We start from the raw sequence: 12,952 nt of genomic DNA, 5'->3' as shown, positions 1-12,952 counted from the left end.
TGGATCCATGTTGTCGATCAAGAAGGTCCAGATCACCTTCGACTGCGCGGAACCGGCGCGCGTCGCCCGCTTCTGGGCCGAGGTGCTGGGGTACGTCGTATCGCCGCCGGAGGACTTCGCCACTTGGGAGGAGTTCGATCGCGCGCAGGCCCCCGGGGAACCGGGTCCGGCGTGGGGAGCCTGCTCCGACCCCTCAGGTGCGGGCCCGCGGCTGTACTTCCAGCGCGTTCCCGAAGGCAAGGTCGTCAAGAACCGGGTGCACCTGGACGTGCGCGTCGCCACCGGGCTCGTGGGTGAAGAGCGCCTGGCCGTGATCGAGGCCGAATGCGCACGACTGCTCCCGCTCGGCGCTGTACGTGGAAAGCTGCTGCTCGCCGACGAGGAAAACGAATCGTGCCTCGTGATGCAGGACATCGAGGGCAACGAGTTCTGTCTCGACTGAGCGACCTCGCACGCGGCGGCCGCGGCGATGGCGGCCGCCCGGTCCGGGTGAGTTCCGGCCCCGGGCGGTGGCACCGCCGTCCGCGGCTCCCAGGACGGCCGGACCACCGGATCGCCCTGTCCTGCCTGCTGATCGCGGGCCTCCTCGGCTTTCCGTCCGCCGTGCCCAACACCCCCGGCCGCATCGGCAGCCTGCTGGAGACCTTCCTGCCCTGGCTCGGCCTCGCCGTCCCGATCCTGCTGGGCCTCGCACTACTGCGCCGCTCCACCGTCGCCCTGGTCGCGCTGCTGCTCCCCGCCGCCGCCTGGCTCGGGCAGTTCGGCGGCCTGCTCCTGCCGGCCGCCGGCCCGGACGGGCCGGGTGGCCGTCCCGACCTGGTCGCCGTCCAGCACAACGTCAGCGACGAGAACCCCGACCCCGCCCGCACCGCCCGCACCGCCCGCGCCCTCGCCGCCGGCCGCCCCGACCTCATCGCCCTGGAGGAGCTGACCCCTGCCGCCCTCCCGGCCTTCACCGGCGCCCTCGCCGCCGAATACCCCCACCACACCACCCACGGCACGGTCGGCCTCTGGTCGAAGTACCCGCTGACCGAAGTCCGCCCGGTGGACATCCGACCGGCCGGCCTCGGCCCGGACTGGAACCGCGCCCTGCGCGCCACCGCCGCCACCCCGCGCGGGCCGGTCGCCGTGTACGTGGCCCACCTGCCCTCGCTGCGCCTGGGCCCCGCCGGGCTCGGCTCCGCCCGCCGCGACGAGAGCGCCGCCCTCCTCGGCGCCGTGCTCACCGCGGAACCCGCCGACCGCGTCGTCCTCCTCGGAGACCTCAACGGCACCGTCGACGACCGCGGACTGGCTCCGCTGCTCGCGGCCCGGCTGCACGCACCCGAGTCGGGCTTCGCCCTCAGCTGGCCCGCGGCCTTCCCCCTGGCCCGCATCGACCAGGTCCTGGCCCGCTCGGGGACCGTCACGCGCGTGCGTACCCTGCCCCGCACGGGCAGCGACCACCTGCCCATCAGGGCGGACATCCGGTTCGATTAACGTACGTCCATGACTGAATTCGTACTGGTGGCAGGCGCGTGGCTCGGAGCCTCGGCATGGGACGAAGTCGCAAGCGAGCTCCGCGCGCAGGGCCATGAGGTCCACGCGCTGACCCTGTCCGGGCTCGGGGAGAAGCGGGACCCCGCGGCCGGAGCACCCGGTCAGCAGACGCACGTCGACGACATAGCCGACGCCGTCGACCGGCTCGGTCTGCGCGATGTCGTGCTGGTCGGCCACAGCTACGCGGGCGTCCCGGTCGGTCAGGCCGCCGAGCGGATCGGCGCCCGGCTGAACCGGGTGGTCTTCGTCGACGCCAACGTCCCCGTGCACGGCGAGTCGTTCGTCTCCGCCGGCTGGCCCGAGGGCCGCGCCATGATCGAGGCCTCGATCGCCGCGAACGGCGGTTTCTGGCCGCCACTGGGGCCCGATGAATTCGAGGGCCAGGACCTCACCGACGAACAGATCTCCCGGCTCCTCGAAGGCGCCACCCCGCACCCCGGCGCCACCCTCACCGAAGCGGCCGTACTGACCCACCCGCTCGGCGAACTCCCCGCGACCTACGTCAAATGCCTGCTGGACGGCACCGAACCCCACCCCGACGTGGCGAAGCTCCTGGCCACCGGACCGGACTGGCGGCTGACCACCCTGGACACGGGCCACTGGCCGATGTTCTCCGCCCCGTCCGACCTGGCCCGGATCCTCCTCGCCGCCGCGTCCGGACTCCGTACGGAACGGGTCCGAGCCGCCGGGACCGGCTCCGACTCCGGCACCGATGCCGACTTCGAAGCCGCCCTGCGCGACTGGCAGTACGTGCACAATCTGATCATCCCCACGGACGAGCTGTCGCTCGAAGCCGTTCGGGAGCGCTCCGCGCGCAACCTCCTGGACGTGGCCTACCTCGGCGACACCCTCGTCGGATGCATGACGGTCCGCCCGCCGGTGGACGGCTCCAGGACCGCCACCGTGATCGCGCGTATCCTGCCCGACCACCGGGGCCGGGGTTTCGGGCGCGAGCTGTACGCGTACGGACTCGTGCAGGCCCGGAGGCTCGGAGCCGAGGTCATCGAGACGGTCGTCCTCACCTCCAACCCGGAGGGCCTGCGCTTCGCGCAAGCCGCCGGCTTCGTCGAGTTCGACCGCTACGTCCTGCCCGGCCACACCGTGCCGTTCGTCGACCTGCGCCTGGCCTGACCTGCGCCTGCCCTGACCGGCCCGCCCGGTCAGGCGCCGCCGGCCGCCCCGTCGAAGTCCGCGGCACGGTCGGCGGCCCACTGCGCGAACGTGCGCGCGGGCCGGCCCGTCAGCTTCTCGAAGGTCGGCTCCACCACGGCCGGAACACCGACCGACGCAGCCCAGCCCGCGAACAGCGTGTCGATGATGAACGGCGGGATGAAGCGGCTCATCTGCTCGCGCGCGACCTCCGGCGGCAGCTCCTCGTACCGCAGCGGACGGCCGATCGCCGCGCCGATCAGCGCCACCTGCTCGGCGGCCGTGACCGACTCGGGGCCCGTCAGCCCGTAGGTCCGCCCCTCGTGCCCCTCCCCGGTCAGCGCCAGTACCGCGACCTCCGCCAGGTCCGCCTCGTGCACGGGAGCGCTCGTCGCACCCGCGTACGGGCCGCGCACCACGTCGCCGGCCTTCGTCTGGGCACTCCACGGCAGCGCGTTGGTCGCCATGTGGCCCGACCGCAGCAACGTCCAGGCAATGCCCGAACCGCGCACCTCGGCCTCGATGTCGGCGTGGTACTGCGCGATCGGGTTCGCCTGCTCGGCGGCTCCGTCGTCCACCGCGTCGGACGACAGCATCACGATCCGCGCGACACCGGCCGCGCGCGCCGCCGCCACGAAGGCCGGTCCCGAACCCGGCACCGCGAACAGGAACACGGCCGTCACGCCGTCCAGCGCGGCCGGGAGCGACTCCGGCTCCCCCAGATCACCGCGGACCACCTCGGCGGCGCCGAGTGCGGCCGCCTTCTGGGGGTCGCGGGCCAGCACCCGGACCGACGCACCCGCGTCGGTGAGCAGCCGGACTACGTGTCCGCCGACGTTTCCGGTGGCACCGGTGACCAGAATCATGAGCACTCCTCGATGTGTACGAAGCAGCCGTGCGCGTGCGGTCGCGGTCGGGACGATCTCCCGGCCCCCGCTCATGAACACACCGTCTCACCCATTGCGGCAAGTCCCTTGCCGCAATGGGGAGATGATGGGCTCCATGCTGGAAACTTCCGCACGGCTGCTGCGCATGCTCTCCCTCCTGCAGAGCCGTGCCGACTGGAGCGGACCCGAACTCGCCGAGCGGCTGTCGGTCAGTGCGCGGACCGTCAGGTACGACATCGGCAAACTGCGCGACCTGGGGTATCCGGTCCACGCGGTCCCCGGGGTCGCGGGCGGCTACCGGCTCGGGGCGGGCGCCGCGCTGCCGCCGCTGCTCCTCGACGAGGAGGAAGCCGTCGCCGTCTCGGTCAGCCTGCGCACCGCGGCCGGCGGAGGGGTCGCGGGCATCGAGGAGACCGCGGTGCGCGCGCTCGCCAAACTCGAACAGGTACTCCCCCACCACCTGCGCAGACGCGTGGCGGCGATCCAGGAACACACCGTCGCCCTGCTGCCGGGCGGCGCCGCCGGGCCCACCGTCCCGGCGGACACCCTCGCGGAGATCGCCGCCGCCTGCCGTGACCTGCGCGTACTGCGCTTCGCGTACCGGGGCCACGACGGCACCGAGTCGACGCGCGAGGTCGAGCCGTACCGCCTCGTGCACACCGGCCGCCGCTGGTACTTGATGGCGTGGGACCTCGACCGCTCCGACTGGCGGACCTTCCGCGTCGACCGCCTCACCCCCAAGACCGGCCGAGGCGCCCGTTTCACCGCCCGGGAGGCCCCTCCTGCCGACCTCGTGCCGCGCGGGGTCGACGTCGCGCTGTCCCGGTACCGGGCCCGCGTGACCGTCCACGCCCCCGCCGAGGACATCCGGGCCCGCGTCCCGGACTCCGTACGCGTGGACCCGCTGGACGCTGCCCGGTGCATCGTCCACGCGGGCGCGGACACCCCCGACCGCCTCGCCCTGCACCTGCTCATGATCGACGCCGACTTCGAGGTCGACGGCCCGCCGGAGCTCCTCGCCTCCCTCCAGACCCTCGCCACCCGCTCCGCGCGTGCGACCCCGAGGCCGTGACAGTTTCCGTGACCGACCGCTTCACCGGGCCGTGAGCAAGGAGCGCAGCTGCTGCGCGTATGCCCTGGGGTGGGTGGTGTTGCCGTTGTGGCCGCCCGGGAAGGTGCGTATCTCCGTGTCCAGGAGGGTCGCCAGTGCTGTCGCGCACTGGTGGTCGAAGACGGCCGGTGGGGTGGTGGCTCCCAGGGCCGGGATGATCCGGGTCCCGGTCCCGGTGAGGGCGGCCGGGTCGAGGGTGTCCTGGATGACCGCCGAGAAGTCGTGCTCGATGAAGTAGTCGAAGTTGGCGTGCCGCCGCTCGTCCAGGGGCTGCGGTGTCAGACCGGGCTCCGCGTCGCGCCAATCGAGGTCTATGCCCAGGACCCGGGCCATCTCCGGAAAGGCGGCTGCGAGCCCGCCCGCGCGGTACGTGTCCTGGAGCCCCGCGAGCTCCGCCTCGTGATGTGCGCGCTCCGCCTCGGGCAACAGCCTCGGGGCGACGGGCTCGTGCGCAATCAGGGTGCTCACCTGCCCTGGATGCCGGATCGCCGCGTGCAGGCCTATGACGGCGCCGAGGCTGCACCCGAGCATCAGCGCCGACTCGTCGGTGACGGCCGCGAGCAGCCGGTGCACGTCCTCCGCGTGTTCGGCGAGTGATGTGGTCCGGCCGGGCTCCGTCAGCCGGCTGCGCGAGAGCCCGCGGCGGTCGTAGGTCAGCACGGTGAAGTCGTCGGTGAGGTGCGGGACCAGATCCACCGTGCGGTCGGCGTCCCCCTCCCCGCTCTGGGAGATGAGCAACAGGGGCCCGGTTCCCTGAAGTTGGTAGTGGAGCGTGGCTCCCGGCACCGGAAGCGCACCGAAAACGACGGACTCTGGGCCTGTGGCGGTGGCGGACATGGTGCGACTCCTTCGCATGCCGTGCGGTGGCGCCGGACCCTTCGCCCGCTGCCCTGCAACCAACATAACCCATCGAAATAGATGCATCAAGAGTGATGGATCAAAAAAGATGCATCTCCTTCGATGTACCGTGTCCACGTGGATGGAATCGAACTCTTCCTGCTGGGCCGGGCCTTGATGAAGCTCGGCGAAGAGGCCCTGCCCGAACCGCCCGGCGGCTCCGGCCAGTACGTCGGCGGCACCCGTTCCGTCGTCATCGTGGCCGGTGACATCGCCGCACACCCGGACACCACCGTCGGCGAGACGGCCCAGCGCACGGGCCTCCCGCAGAGCCAGGTCTCCGTGGCCGTCGCCCGTCTGCGCGAGGCCGGCTCCGTGGAGACGGCCCCCGACCCGACCGACCGCCGCCGCACGCTGGTCCGCCAGGCGCCCGGCGCCTCCGCCCGCGTGGCCGCCGTACGGGCCGCCGGAACCTCGAAGGTGGAGGAGGCCCTGACCCGCGCCCTCGCCCTCACCCCGACCGATCCCGAGCCCGGAGCAGAGGCCGACCAACTCGCCGAGGTGACCCACGCCCTGGAGCTCCTGGCCCGCCACCTGGTCCCCCGAGACGGCCGCTGACCCGCCCCGGCGACCGGTGGTCAGCCGTCCGTCATGAGGAGCTTCTTCTGCGGCTTGCCCATCGCGTTGCGCGGGATCGCCGCGACGAAGCGGACCTCGCGCGGGCGCTTGTGCACGGACAGGTGCGCGGCGACGAAGTCGGTGAGTTCCGGGCCCGTGACGCCCTGGGCCACCACGAACGCCACGATCCGCTGGCCCAGATCCGGGTCCGGCAGTCCGACCACCGCGGCCTCGCTCACCCCGGGGTGGTCCAGGAGGGCGTTCTCGATCTCGCCCGCGCCGATCCGGTAGCCGCCCGATTTGATCATGTCGATGGATGCCCGGCCCACGATCCGGTGGACCCCGTCGGCCTCGTCCACGGCCGCGATGTCGCCCGTACGGAACCACCCGTCCTCGGTGAACGCGGCGGCCGTGGCCTCCGGGCGGCCCAGGTAGCCGGAGAACAGCGTCGGTCCGGTGAGCTGGAGCTCGCCGATCTCCGCGCCCGGCTCCGCCGCGATGCGGGTCCGGATGCCGGGGAGCGGGGTGCCGACCGTACCGGGCCGCACCTCGCCGCCCGCGCGCCCGCTCACGGTGATCAGCGTCTCGGTCATCCCGTACCGCTCGACCGGCCGCAGCCCGGTCAGCCGCTCCAGGTCCCGGAAGACGGGCGCGGGCAGCGCCGCGCTGCCGGAGACCAGGAGCCGGGCCCCGCCCAGCGCGGCCGCCGCCTGTGGCGACCCGGCAATACGGGACCACACGGTCGGGACCCCGAAGTACAGGCTGCCGCCGGCCGCCGCGTAGGCCTCGGGGGTGGGCCGGCCGGTGTGCACGAGGCGGCTGCCGGTGCGCAGGGCGCCGAAGACGCCGAGGACCAGTCCGTGTACGTGGAACAGCGGCAGCCCGTGCACGAGGGTGTCCTCGGCGCTCCACTGCCAGGCTCCGGCCAGGGCGTCGAGGTCGGCGGCGACGGCCCCGGCGGTGAGGACGACGCCCTTGGGCGGCCCGGTGGTACCGGAGGTGTAGAGGATCAGCGCCGCCCCGGAGGAGCCGGAGCCGAAGTCGGCCGCAGAGGCCGCGGTGGGCCCCGCGGCCCCGCGCCGCGCGAAGTCCACCTCGGTCAGCACCGCGCCCGAGTCCCGCAGGATGTGCTCGCGCTCGGCCGGCCCGGCGTCGGGCGGCAGCGGTACGAAGGGCACGCCGGCGATCAGTGCGCCGACGGCGGCGGCGACCGTCTCCAGCGAGGCCGTCGCGGTCACCGCGAAGGCGGGCGCACCGGCGATATCGGCGGCCACCGCACGGGCGGCGCCGAGCAGGGCCTCGTAGGAGGCGGTCCGGCCGGCCACCGTGAGGGCGTCGGGCCGGTCCCCGTAGGCACCGGTGAGCGCGGTCAGCACTGGTTGTTCCCCCTGCGGCGAATGGACGTGCCTGATCGGGGCCAGGCTACGGCCCCGATCGGGCATGTCCGGTGTCGTCAGGGTCCAGAAGGCCGGGCCGGGTCCCGGATCGGGTCCCGGATCGGGTCCCGGCCCGGCCGATGGATCGGCCAGGAGCCTTGATTCCTTAGATCAGGCCCTGCGCCAGCATCGCGTCGGCCACGCGCTCGAAGCCGGCGATGTTCGCGCCCGTCACGTAGTCCCCGGCGGAGCCGTACCGCTCGGCGGTCTCGTAGGACACCGCGTGGATGTCGCGCATGATCCCCGCCAGCTCCTGCTCGACGCGCTCCGAGGTCCACGACACGCGGCCCGCGTTCTGCGCCATCTCCAGCGCGCTGACGGCGACGCCGCCCGCGTTGGCCGCCTTGCCGGGGCCGAAGGCGACTCCGGCCGACTGCAGCAGGTGCACCGCGTCCGGCGTGGTGGGCATGTTCGCGCCCTCCGACACCGCCTTGACCCCGTTCGCGATCAGGGAGCGCGCGTCGGCCTCGGTCAGCTCGTTCTGCGTGGCCGACGGGAAGGCGACGTCCGCCGCGACGTCCCAGACCCGGCCGCCCGGCACGAAGCGGGCCGAAGCGCCGCGGCGCTGCGCGTACTCGCTGATGCGCCCGCGCTCGACCTCCTTGATCTGCTTCAGCAGGGCGAGGTCGATGCCCTTGTCGTCGACGACGTAGCCCTGGGAGTCGGACGCGGTCAGCGGGTTCGCGCCGAGCTGCTGGAGCTTCTCGATCGTGTAGATCGCGACGTTGCCCGAGCCGGAGACGACCGCGGACAGCCCGTCCAGGGACAGGCCCTTGACCGCCAGCATCTCGGCGGCGAACAGCACGCTGCCGTAGCCGGTGGCCTCCGGGCGGATCAGCGAGCCACCCCAGCCCTGGCCCTTGCCGGTCAGGACGCCGGCCTCCCAGCGGTTGGTGATGCGGCGGTACTGGCCGAAGAGGTAGCCGATCTCGCGGCCGCCGACGCCGATGTCGCCCGCCGGAACGTCGGTGTGCTCGCCGATGTGGCGGTAGAGCTCCGTCATGAACGACTGGCAGAAGCGCATGACCTCGGACGCGGAACGGCCGTGCGGGTCGAAGTCGCTGCCGCCCTTGCCGCCGCCGATGCCGAGACCGGTCAGGGCGTTCTTGAAGATCTGCTCGAAGCCGAGGAACTTCACCACGCCGATGTCCACGGACGGGTGGAAGCGCAGGCCGCCCTTGTACGGGCCGAGGGCGCTGTTGAACTCCACGCGGTAGCCGCGGTTGACGTGGACGCGGCCACGGTCGTCCTGCCACGGCACCCGGAAGATGATCTGCCGCTCCGGCTCGGTGAGCCGCTCCAGCAGGGCCACGCCCGGCTCCGCATACTCGGGGCGTGCCGCGAACACGGGGGCCAGGGTGTCCAGGACCTCTCGTACGGCCTGGTGGAACTCGGGCTGAGCGGGGTTCCGGCGCTCGATGTCTGCGCGCAGCGCGTCCAGCCGGCTCTGCGGGTCCTTGGGGTCCGTCACGGTGTGTTCCTCCTGGGTTGCTCAGCGGGACCGGCGGCGAGATGCGGCTCGGCGCTTCGGCACCGAATTCCGCATGGCGGAATTATTCGGCCCGAATACGGCCCCTGCCGGAGAGTACCCCGCACATGAGGAACAAGGCCATGCGCCTTTTCGGCCCGCTCAGGAGGCCGCCGCCCGTCGGCTACCGCTTCGCGAGAGCGTGTGCCACCAGCGCGTTCGCGTGCCCGTGCCCAAGACCGTGCTCCGCCTTGAGCCAGGCGACCAGTTCCATGTGCCGGGTCAGCGGCGAGGACCGGATGATCCCCTCCCATTCGGAGATCGGCCGACCGTACTTCTTCTCGATGGAAGGAAAGTAGCTGACAGGGCCCTTCAGCGGTTCGGTCATGACTGCCTTCTTCCATCGGGTCCACCGGCTCCCCAGCGGACTTCTTGCGCCTCTCTCGGGCGCCTTGTTCGTGTGCCTGCGGGAGGTGGACCCCGGCCGGGCCGAAAACTCATCGGCCGCGGCGCACCTCACGTCCGATGATCATCAGATGATGTGGACCGAACGCACCATCACCCGATCCGGTGTACGCCTCGTCTGCCGCGACTGGGACCGGACCCCCTCCGGCACCGGCACCGGCGGCGACAACGACACCCGTACGCCCGTCGTCCTCCTGCACGGCCTCGCCGGTCATGCGGGCGAGTGGGACGCGGCCGCCGCGCACCTCGCCCCGCACCACCGGGTCGTGGTGGTGGACCAGCGCGGACACGGCGCGAGCGAGCGCCGTCCGGCTGACGTCTCCCGCGCCGCGTACGTGGCGGACGTGCGAGCCGTCTGCGAACAACTCGGCCTGCACCGGCTGGTGTTGGTGGGTCAGTCGCTCGGCGGCCACACCGCGATGCTCACCGCCGCCGCCCACCCGGAACTCGTACGGGGCCTCGTGCTGGTCGACGCCGGCGCGGCCGCCGGCGACCCGGGCACCGCGCAGAAGATCGGCGACTGGCTGGACTCCTGGCCGGTCCCGTTCCCGTCACCCGCCGCCGCGCGGGAGTTCCTCACCGGTCAGGGCCTGAACGGCGAGGCCTGGGCGGCCGGTCTGGAGCTGCGCGCGGACGGCTGACACCCCCGCTTCGAACGCTCGGTCATGGTCGCGGCCATCTCCGAAAACTCCGGCCGCGACTGGTGGCCGCGGTGGCGCGGGGTCCGCTGCCCCACCCTGCTGGTCCTCGGCGAGAAGGGGATCGTCCCGCCCGCGGAGTCCGTGCGGATGCTCGACTGCGCCGACCCGTCCGCGAGGACGACGGCGGTCTCCGTCCCCGGCACCGGCCACGACGTGCACCTGGACCGGCCGGCCGTCCTGAACACGCTCCTGTCGGAGTTCCTCGCGACGCTCTGACGGGATCCGACCGGTCGGGATCGCGACCGTGCACCCTCAGGTGAAGCCGAGGTCAATCCATATGATCACATTGCGGCATGACCACGACGAAGACCCTCTACCTGCTCTGCTCCGCCGCACCGCCCGTATTCGACGTGGCCCGTGTCATCGAGGACGCCCAGTCCCGGGGCTGGGACGTCTGCCTCGGCCTCACACCCACCGCGGCGCACTGGCTGTCCGGCAGCCTCGACGGCCTCGCCGCGCTCACCGGTCACCCGGTCCGCTGGCAGTACAAACTCCCCGGCGAGGCCGACGTGTGGCCGACGGCCGACGCCCTGCTCCTCGCTCCGGCCACCTTCAACTCGGTCAACGCCTGGGCCCTCGGCCTCACCGACAGGTTCGTCGTAGGCGTCGCCGCCGAGGCCATGGGCAAGGGCACCCCCGTGGTCACCATGCCCTGCACCAATGCCGCCCTCGCCGCGCACCCGCAGTTCGACCAGTCGCTGGCCGTCCTGCGCGGCGCCGGGGTCACCGTCCTCTTCGGCGAGGACGGCTTCACCCCCGGCCCGGCCGGCCCGGACGCCCCGGCGCACTTCCCGTGGGACGTGGCCCTGGAGGCGGTGGACCGGGCGGGCGCGGCCGCCGCCTAGGCCGTCTCTCGCTGTGGCCGGGGGGTGGGGGAGGGCGCCGCAGCCCCGTAGGGGGTGCTCCTACTCCCCCGTCGCCCCGTCGATCACCTCGCGCAGCAGGTCCGCGTGCCCGTTGTGCCGGGCGTACTCCTCGATCATGTGGGCCAGGACGTAGTGCAGGGAGTAGACCTGGTCCTCGTAGGGCCAGGTCGCATCGAGCGATTCGACCGCGTCCACGATCTCCCGCGCGCGGGCGCAGGTGTCCTCCCAGATCTTGAACGACCCGGCCACGTCCGCGTCCTCGCGGTCGACGTGGAACTCGGTCCACTCCCCCGCCTCGTTCTTCGGGAAGTAGCCGCGCACGTCCGCGCCGCCCACGAGGTTGAGGAACCAGCCGCGCTCGACCTCCGCGAGGTGGCGCACCAGTCCCAGCAGGCTCAGCCCCGAAGGGGCCACCGCCCGGCGCCGCAGCTGCTCGTCCGTCAGGCCGGAGCACTTCATCATCAGGGTGTCCCGCTGCCACTGCAGGACGCTGGTGAGGGTGGCGCGCTCATCGCCCACCAGGACGGGCCGGGTCCGCTGTTCATCGATCATCGGATGATCATCACAGCGGTACGGGGGCGGCGCACTCCATTTCGCGGTCCATCGAGTCCGACTGGAAAGCCGCTCGAATCCACCGGACCCGGACCGGACCCGCCCGTATCATCGCCGTGATGGAAACCGCGCGCTTGGCCTCGCTCATCGCCGCCACCCTCACGACGGGACTGGTCAGCGGCCTGTTCTACGGGTTCTCCGTCGCCGTGATGCCGGGGCTGAAGCGCACCGACGACCGTACGGTCATCGAGGTCATGCAGCGCATCAACGTGGCCATCCTCAACGGCTGGTTCCTCCTCGGCTACATCGGCGCGCTCCTCTTCACCGCCCTGGCCGTGGCCCTGCACGTCCCGTCCGACGGCCGCGGGGTACTGCCTCCGCTGATCGCGGCGCTGGTCTGCTACGTCGCCTCGATGGGCCTCACCGGCAAGGTGAACATCCCCCTGAACAACGCGCTGGAGCAGGCCGGGCCGGTCGACCGCATCGGTGACCCGGCGGCCGTCCGCCGCGCCTTCGAGGGCCCCTGGGTGCGCGCCAACCACTGGCGCGCCCTGCTGTGCACGGCCTCGGTCGGATTCCTCGGCTGGGCCCTGTACCTGCACGGCCAGATGAGCTGACTCCGGCCGCCGCAGGACAGGACTCAGCGGGCGGCCCGGCTCAGCGGGCGGCCCGGCCGTACAGGACCAGGGCGCGGGAGAGCGCCGTCAGGGCCGCGGTGCACAGCAGTGTGCGGAGGATGTTGGTCGACACCCATGTGCCCTTGAACTTCTCGACGATGGAGAAGTCCGTCATCTGCGCGGCGTCGCCCGCGGACTTCAGATCGTTGTTCAGCGGGATGTTCACGGAGAAGGTGATCACCAGGACGACGAAGTAGGCCACGGCGGCTGCCCCGACCCAGATCGCCACGTTGCGGCGGCCCTTGCGGAACTCGACGACCGTCGCTGCGACGGACACCAGCAGGGCCAGGATGAAGGCCATGCCGAAGAGCCCGTTGCCGTCGATCGACGCGTTGAAGGCCTGCATCGACGTGACGTACGTACGGTCGTCGGTCGTCGCCAGACCCGGCATCACCGAGACGTCGAAGGCGAAGAAGAGGCCCGCCATCAGGCCCACGAGAACGGTCGAGACCAGGAGGAGCGCCGTGGTCACCTTGCTGCGCCCCGGGGCGGCCGCCGGCACGGGCGGCTGGGGCGGGTACGGGCTCGGGTCGCCGCCTTGGTACGGCTGGGAACTACCGACCGGATTGGGGTTCATGGGAAATCCTCGTCTGGTGTACTGGTAGGACTGCTCGCCCAGGCACGGGCGCTCGATCGTGGCACTCAC

At 72.3% G+C, this 12,952-nt stretch carries 16 protein-coding genes and 1 pseudogene; 10 read left to right on the top strand and 7 right to left on the bottom strand.

The window, feature by feature from the left end:
* Positions 1 to 7 precede the first annotated feature (7 nt).
* From AC3IYJ_RS41775 to AC3IYJ_RS41760, 4 genes and pseudogenes are all read left to right on the top strand, one after another.
* Positions 8 to 442, top strand: a complete 435-nt coding sequence (locus tag AC3IYJ_RS41775) for a VOC family protein (protein WP_330301427.1) — start codon at positions 8 to 10, stop codon at positions 440 to 442.
* Positions 439 to 1,479 (top strand): endonuclease/exonuclease/phosphatase family protein, encoded by a 1,041-nt coding sequence (locus tag AC3IYJ_RS41770; RefSeq protein WP_489403589.1) that lies wholly within the window; start codon positions 439 to 441, stop codon positions 1,477 to 1,479. Before AC3IYJ_RS41775 ends, AC3IYJ_RS41770 begins: the two co-directional genes overlap by 4 nt.
* Positions 1,480 to 1,488: 9 nt before the next feature.
* Positions 1,489 to 2,193 (top strand): annotated as a pseudogene (locus AC3IYJ_RS41765) (alpha/beta fold hydrolase); the annotation flags it as partial.
* A gap of 78 nt (positions 2,194 to 2,271) precedes the next feature.
* A complete protein-coding gene (locus tag AC3IYJ_RS41760; protein ID WP_489403588.1) occupies positions 2,272 to 2,670 on the top strand; it encodes a GNAT family N-acetyltransferase in 399 nt (132 codons plus the stop codon).
* Positions 2,671 to 2,699: 29 nt separating this feature from the next.
* Here the strand turns inward: AC3IYJ_RS41760 and AC3IYJ_RS41755 are convergent, their stop codons facing one another.
* Positions 2,700 to 3,554: an NAD(P)H-binding protein gene (locus AC3IYJ_RS41755; protein WP_489403436.1), complete on the bottom strand. Its 855-nt coding sequence runs from the start codon at positions 3,552 to 3,554 to the stop codon at positions 2,700 to 2,702.
* 136 nt (positions 3,555 to 3,690) lie between these two features.
* On the opposite strand from AC3IYJ_RS41755, the gene AC3IYJ_RS41750 reads away from it, so the two are divergent.
* Complete coding sequence (locus AC3IYJ_RS41750) at positions 3,691 to 4,647, top strand: helix-turn-helix transcriptional regulator (protein WP_489403435.1); 957 nt, start codon at positions 3,691 to 3,693, stop codon at positions 4,645 to 4,647.
* Between the two features lie 21 nt (positions 4,648 to 4,668).
* On the opposite strand, the gene AC3IYJ_RS41745 is transcribed toward AC3IYJ_RS41750, so the two are convergent.
* A complete protein-coding gene (locus AC3IYJ_RS41745) occupies positions 4,669 to 5,523 on the bottom strand; it encodes an alpha/beta fold hydrolase (RefSeq protein WP_489403434.1) in 855 nt (284 codons plus the stop codon).
* 138 nt (positions 5,524 to 5,661) lie between these two features.
* Between AC3IYJ_RS41745 and AC3IYJ_RS41740 the strand changes: the two genes are divergently transcribed.
* On the top strand, positions 5,662 to 6,141 hold the full coding sequence (locus AC3IYJ_RS41740; RefSeq protein WP_489403433.1) for a MarR family transcriptional regulator: 480 nt from the start codon (positions 5,662 to 5,664) through the stop codon (positions 6,139 to 6,141).
* A gap of 20 nt (positions 6,142 to 6,161) precedes the next feature.
* Here AC3IYJ_RS41740 and AC3IYJ_RS41735 read toward each other — a convergent pair whose 3' ends face one another.
* The 3 genes from AC3IYJ_RS41735 to AC3IYJ_RS41725 all read right to left on the bottom strand — a co-directional run bounded on the left by AC3IYJ_RS41735 (position 6,162) and on the right by AC3IYJ_RS41725 (position 9,433).
* Positions 6,162 to 7,517, bottom strand: a complete 1,356-nt coding sequence (locus AC3IYJ_RS41735; RefSeq protein WP_489403432.1) for an AMP-binding protein — start codon at positions 7,515 to 7,517, stop codon at positions 6,162 to 6,164.
* Positions 7,518 to 7,683: 166 nt separating this feature from the next.
* On the bottom strand, positions 7,684 to 9,048 hold the full coding sequence (gene gdhA / locus AC3IYJ_RS41730; RefSeq protein ID WP_489403431.1) for an NADP-specific glutamate dehydrogenase: 1,365 nt from the start codon (positions 9,046 to 9,048) through the stop codon (positions 7,684 to 7,686).
* Positions 9,049 to 9,229: 181 nt separating this feature from the next.
* Positions 9,230 to 9,433, bottom strand: a complete 204-nt coding sequence (locus AC3IYJ_RS41725; protein WP_489403430.1) for a DUF4287 domain-containing protein — start codon at positions 9,431 to 9,433, stop codon at positions 9,230 to 9,232.
* A gap of 148 nt (positions 9,434 to 9,581) precedes the next feature.
* On the opposite strand from AC3IYJ_RS41725, the gene AC3IYJ_RS41720 reads away from it, so the two are divergent.
* The 3 genes from AC3IYJ_RS41720 to AC3IYJ_RS41710 all read left to right on the top strand — a co-directional run bounded on the left by AC3IYJ_RS41720 (position 9,582) and on the right by AC3IYJ_RS41710 (position 11,056).
* Positions 9,582 to 10,151, top strand: coding sequence for an alpha/beta fold hydrolase (locus AC3IYJ_RS41720; protein ID WP_489403429.1), 570 nt, complete (start codon positions 9,582 to 9,584; stop codon positions 10,149 to 10,151).
* Between the two features lie 24 nt (positions 10,152 to 10,175).
* Positions 10,176 to 10,427, top strand: coding sequence for an alpha/beta fold hydrolase (locus AC3IYJ_RS41715; RefSeq protein WP_489403428.1), 252 nt, complete (start codon positions 10,176 to 10,178; stop codon positions 10,425 to 10,427).
* A 77-nt stretch (positions 10,428 to 10,504) separates the two neighbouring features.
* Positions 10,505 to 11,056, top strand: coding sequence for a flavoprotein (locus AC3IYJ_RS41710; RefSeq protein ID WP_489403427.1), 552 nt, complete (start codon positions 10,505 to 10,507; stop codon positions 11,054 to 11,056).
* 60 nt (positions 11,057 to 11,116) lie between these two features.
* Here the strand turns inward: AC3IYJ_RS41710 and AC3IYJ_RS41705 are convergent, their stop codons facing one another.
* Entirely contained in the window at positions 11,117 to 11,629 is a 513-nt protein-coding gene (locus AC3IYJ_RS41705; protein WP_489403426.1) for a DinB family protein, read from the bottom strand.
* A gap of 119 nt (positions 11,630 to 11,748) precedes the next feature.
* Here AC3IYJ_RS41705 and AC3IYJ_RS41700 point away from each other — a divergent pair, with 119 nt between their 5' ends.
* Entirely contained in the window at positions 11,749 to 12,246 is a 498-nt protein-coding gene (locus AC3IYJ_RS41700; protein ID WP_489403425.1) for an anthrone oxygenase family protein, read from the top strand.
* A gap of 40 nt (positions 12,247 to 12,286) precedes the next feature.
* Here AC3IYJ_RS41700 and AC3IYJ_RS41695 read toward each other — a convergent pair whose 3' ends face one another.
* Complete coding sequence (locus AC3IYJ_RS41695) at positions 12,287 to 12,883, bottom strand: anthrone oxygenase family protein (RefSeq protein WP_489403424.1); 597 nt, start codon at positions 12,881 to 12,883, stop codon at positions 12,287 to 12,289.
* Positions 12,884 to 12,952 lie beyond the last annotated feature (69 nt).

This window comes from Streptomyces sp. GL_140, assembly GCF_057834465.1.
This window is presented reverse-complemented; position numbering and strand designations above follow the sequence as displayed.

Coding starts and splice junctions, on each gene's coding strand:
- AC3IYJ_RS41775 (WP_330301427.1), top strand. CDS start 8: ATGTTGTCGATCAAGAAGGTCCAGATCACCTTCGACTGCGCGGAACCG.
- AC3IYJ_RS41755 (WP_489403436.1), bottom strand. CDS start 3,554: ATGATTCTGGTCACCGGTGCCACCGGAAACGTCGGCGGACACGTAGTC.
- AC3IYJ_RS41750 (WP_489403435.1), top strand. CDS start 3,691: ATGCTGGAAACTTCCGCACGGCTGCTGCGCATGCTCTCCCTCCTGCAG.
- AC3IYJ_RS41745 (WP_489403434.1), bottom strand. CDS start 5,523: ATGTCCGCCACCGCCACAGGCCCAGAGTCCGTCGTTTTCGGTGCGCTT.
- AC3IYJ_RS41725 (WP_489403430.1), bottom strand. CDS start 9,433: ATGACCGAACCGCTGAAGGGCCCTGTCAGCTACTTTCCTTCCATCGAG.
- AC3IYJ_RS41720 (WP_489403429.1), top strand. CDS start 9,582: ATGATGTGGACCGAACGCACCATCACCCGATCCGGTGTACGCCTCGTC.
- AC3IYJ_RS41715 (WP_489403428.1), top strand. CDS start 10,176: ATGGTCGCGGCCATCTCCGAAAACTCCGGCCGCGACTGGTGGCCGCGG.
- AC3IYJ_RS41710 (WP_489403427.1), top strand. CDS start 10,505: ATGACCACGACGAAGACCCTCTACCTGCTCTGCTCCGCCGCACCGCCC.
- AC3IYJ_RS41705 (WP_489403426.1), bottom strand. CDS start 11,629: ATGATCGATGAACAGCGGACCCGGCCCGTCCTGGTGGGCGATGAGCGC.
- AC3IYJ_RS41700 (WP_489403425.1), top strand. CDS start 11,749: ATGGAAACCGCGCGCTTGGCCTCGCTCATCGCCGCCACCCTCACGACG.
- AC3IYJ_RS41695 (WP_489403424.1), bottom strand. CDS start 12,883: ATGAACCCCAATCCGGTCGGTAGTTCCCAGCCGTACCAAGGCGGCGAC.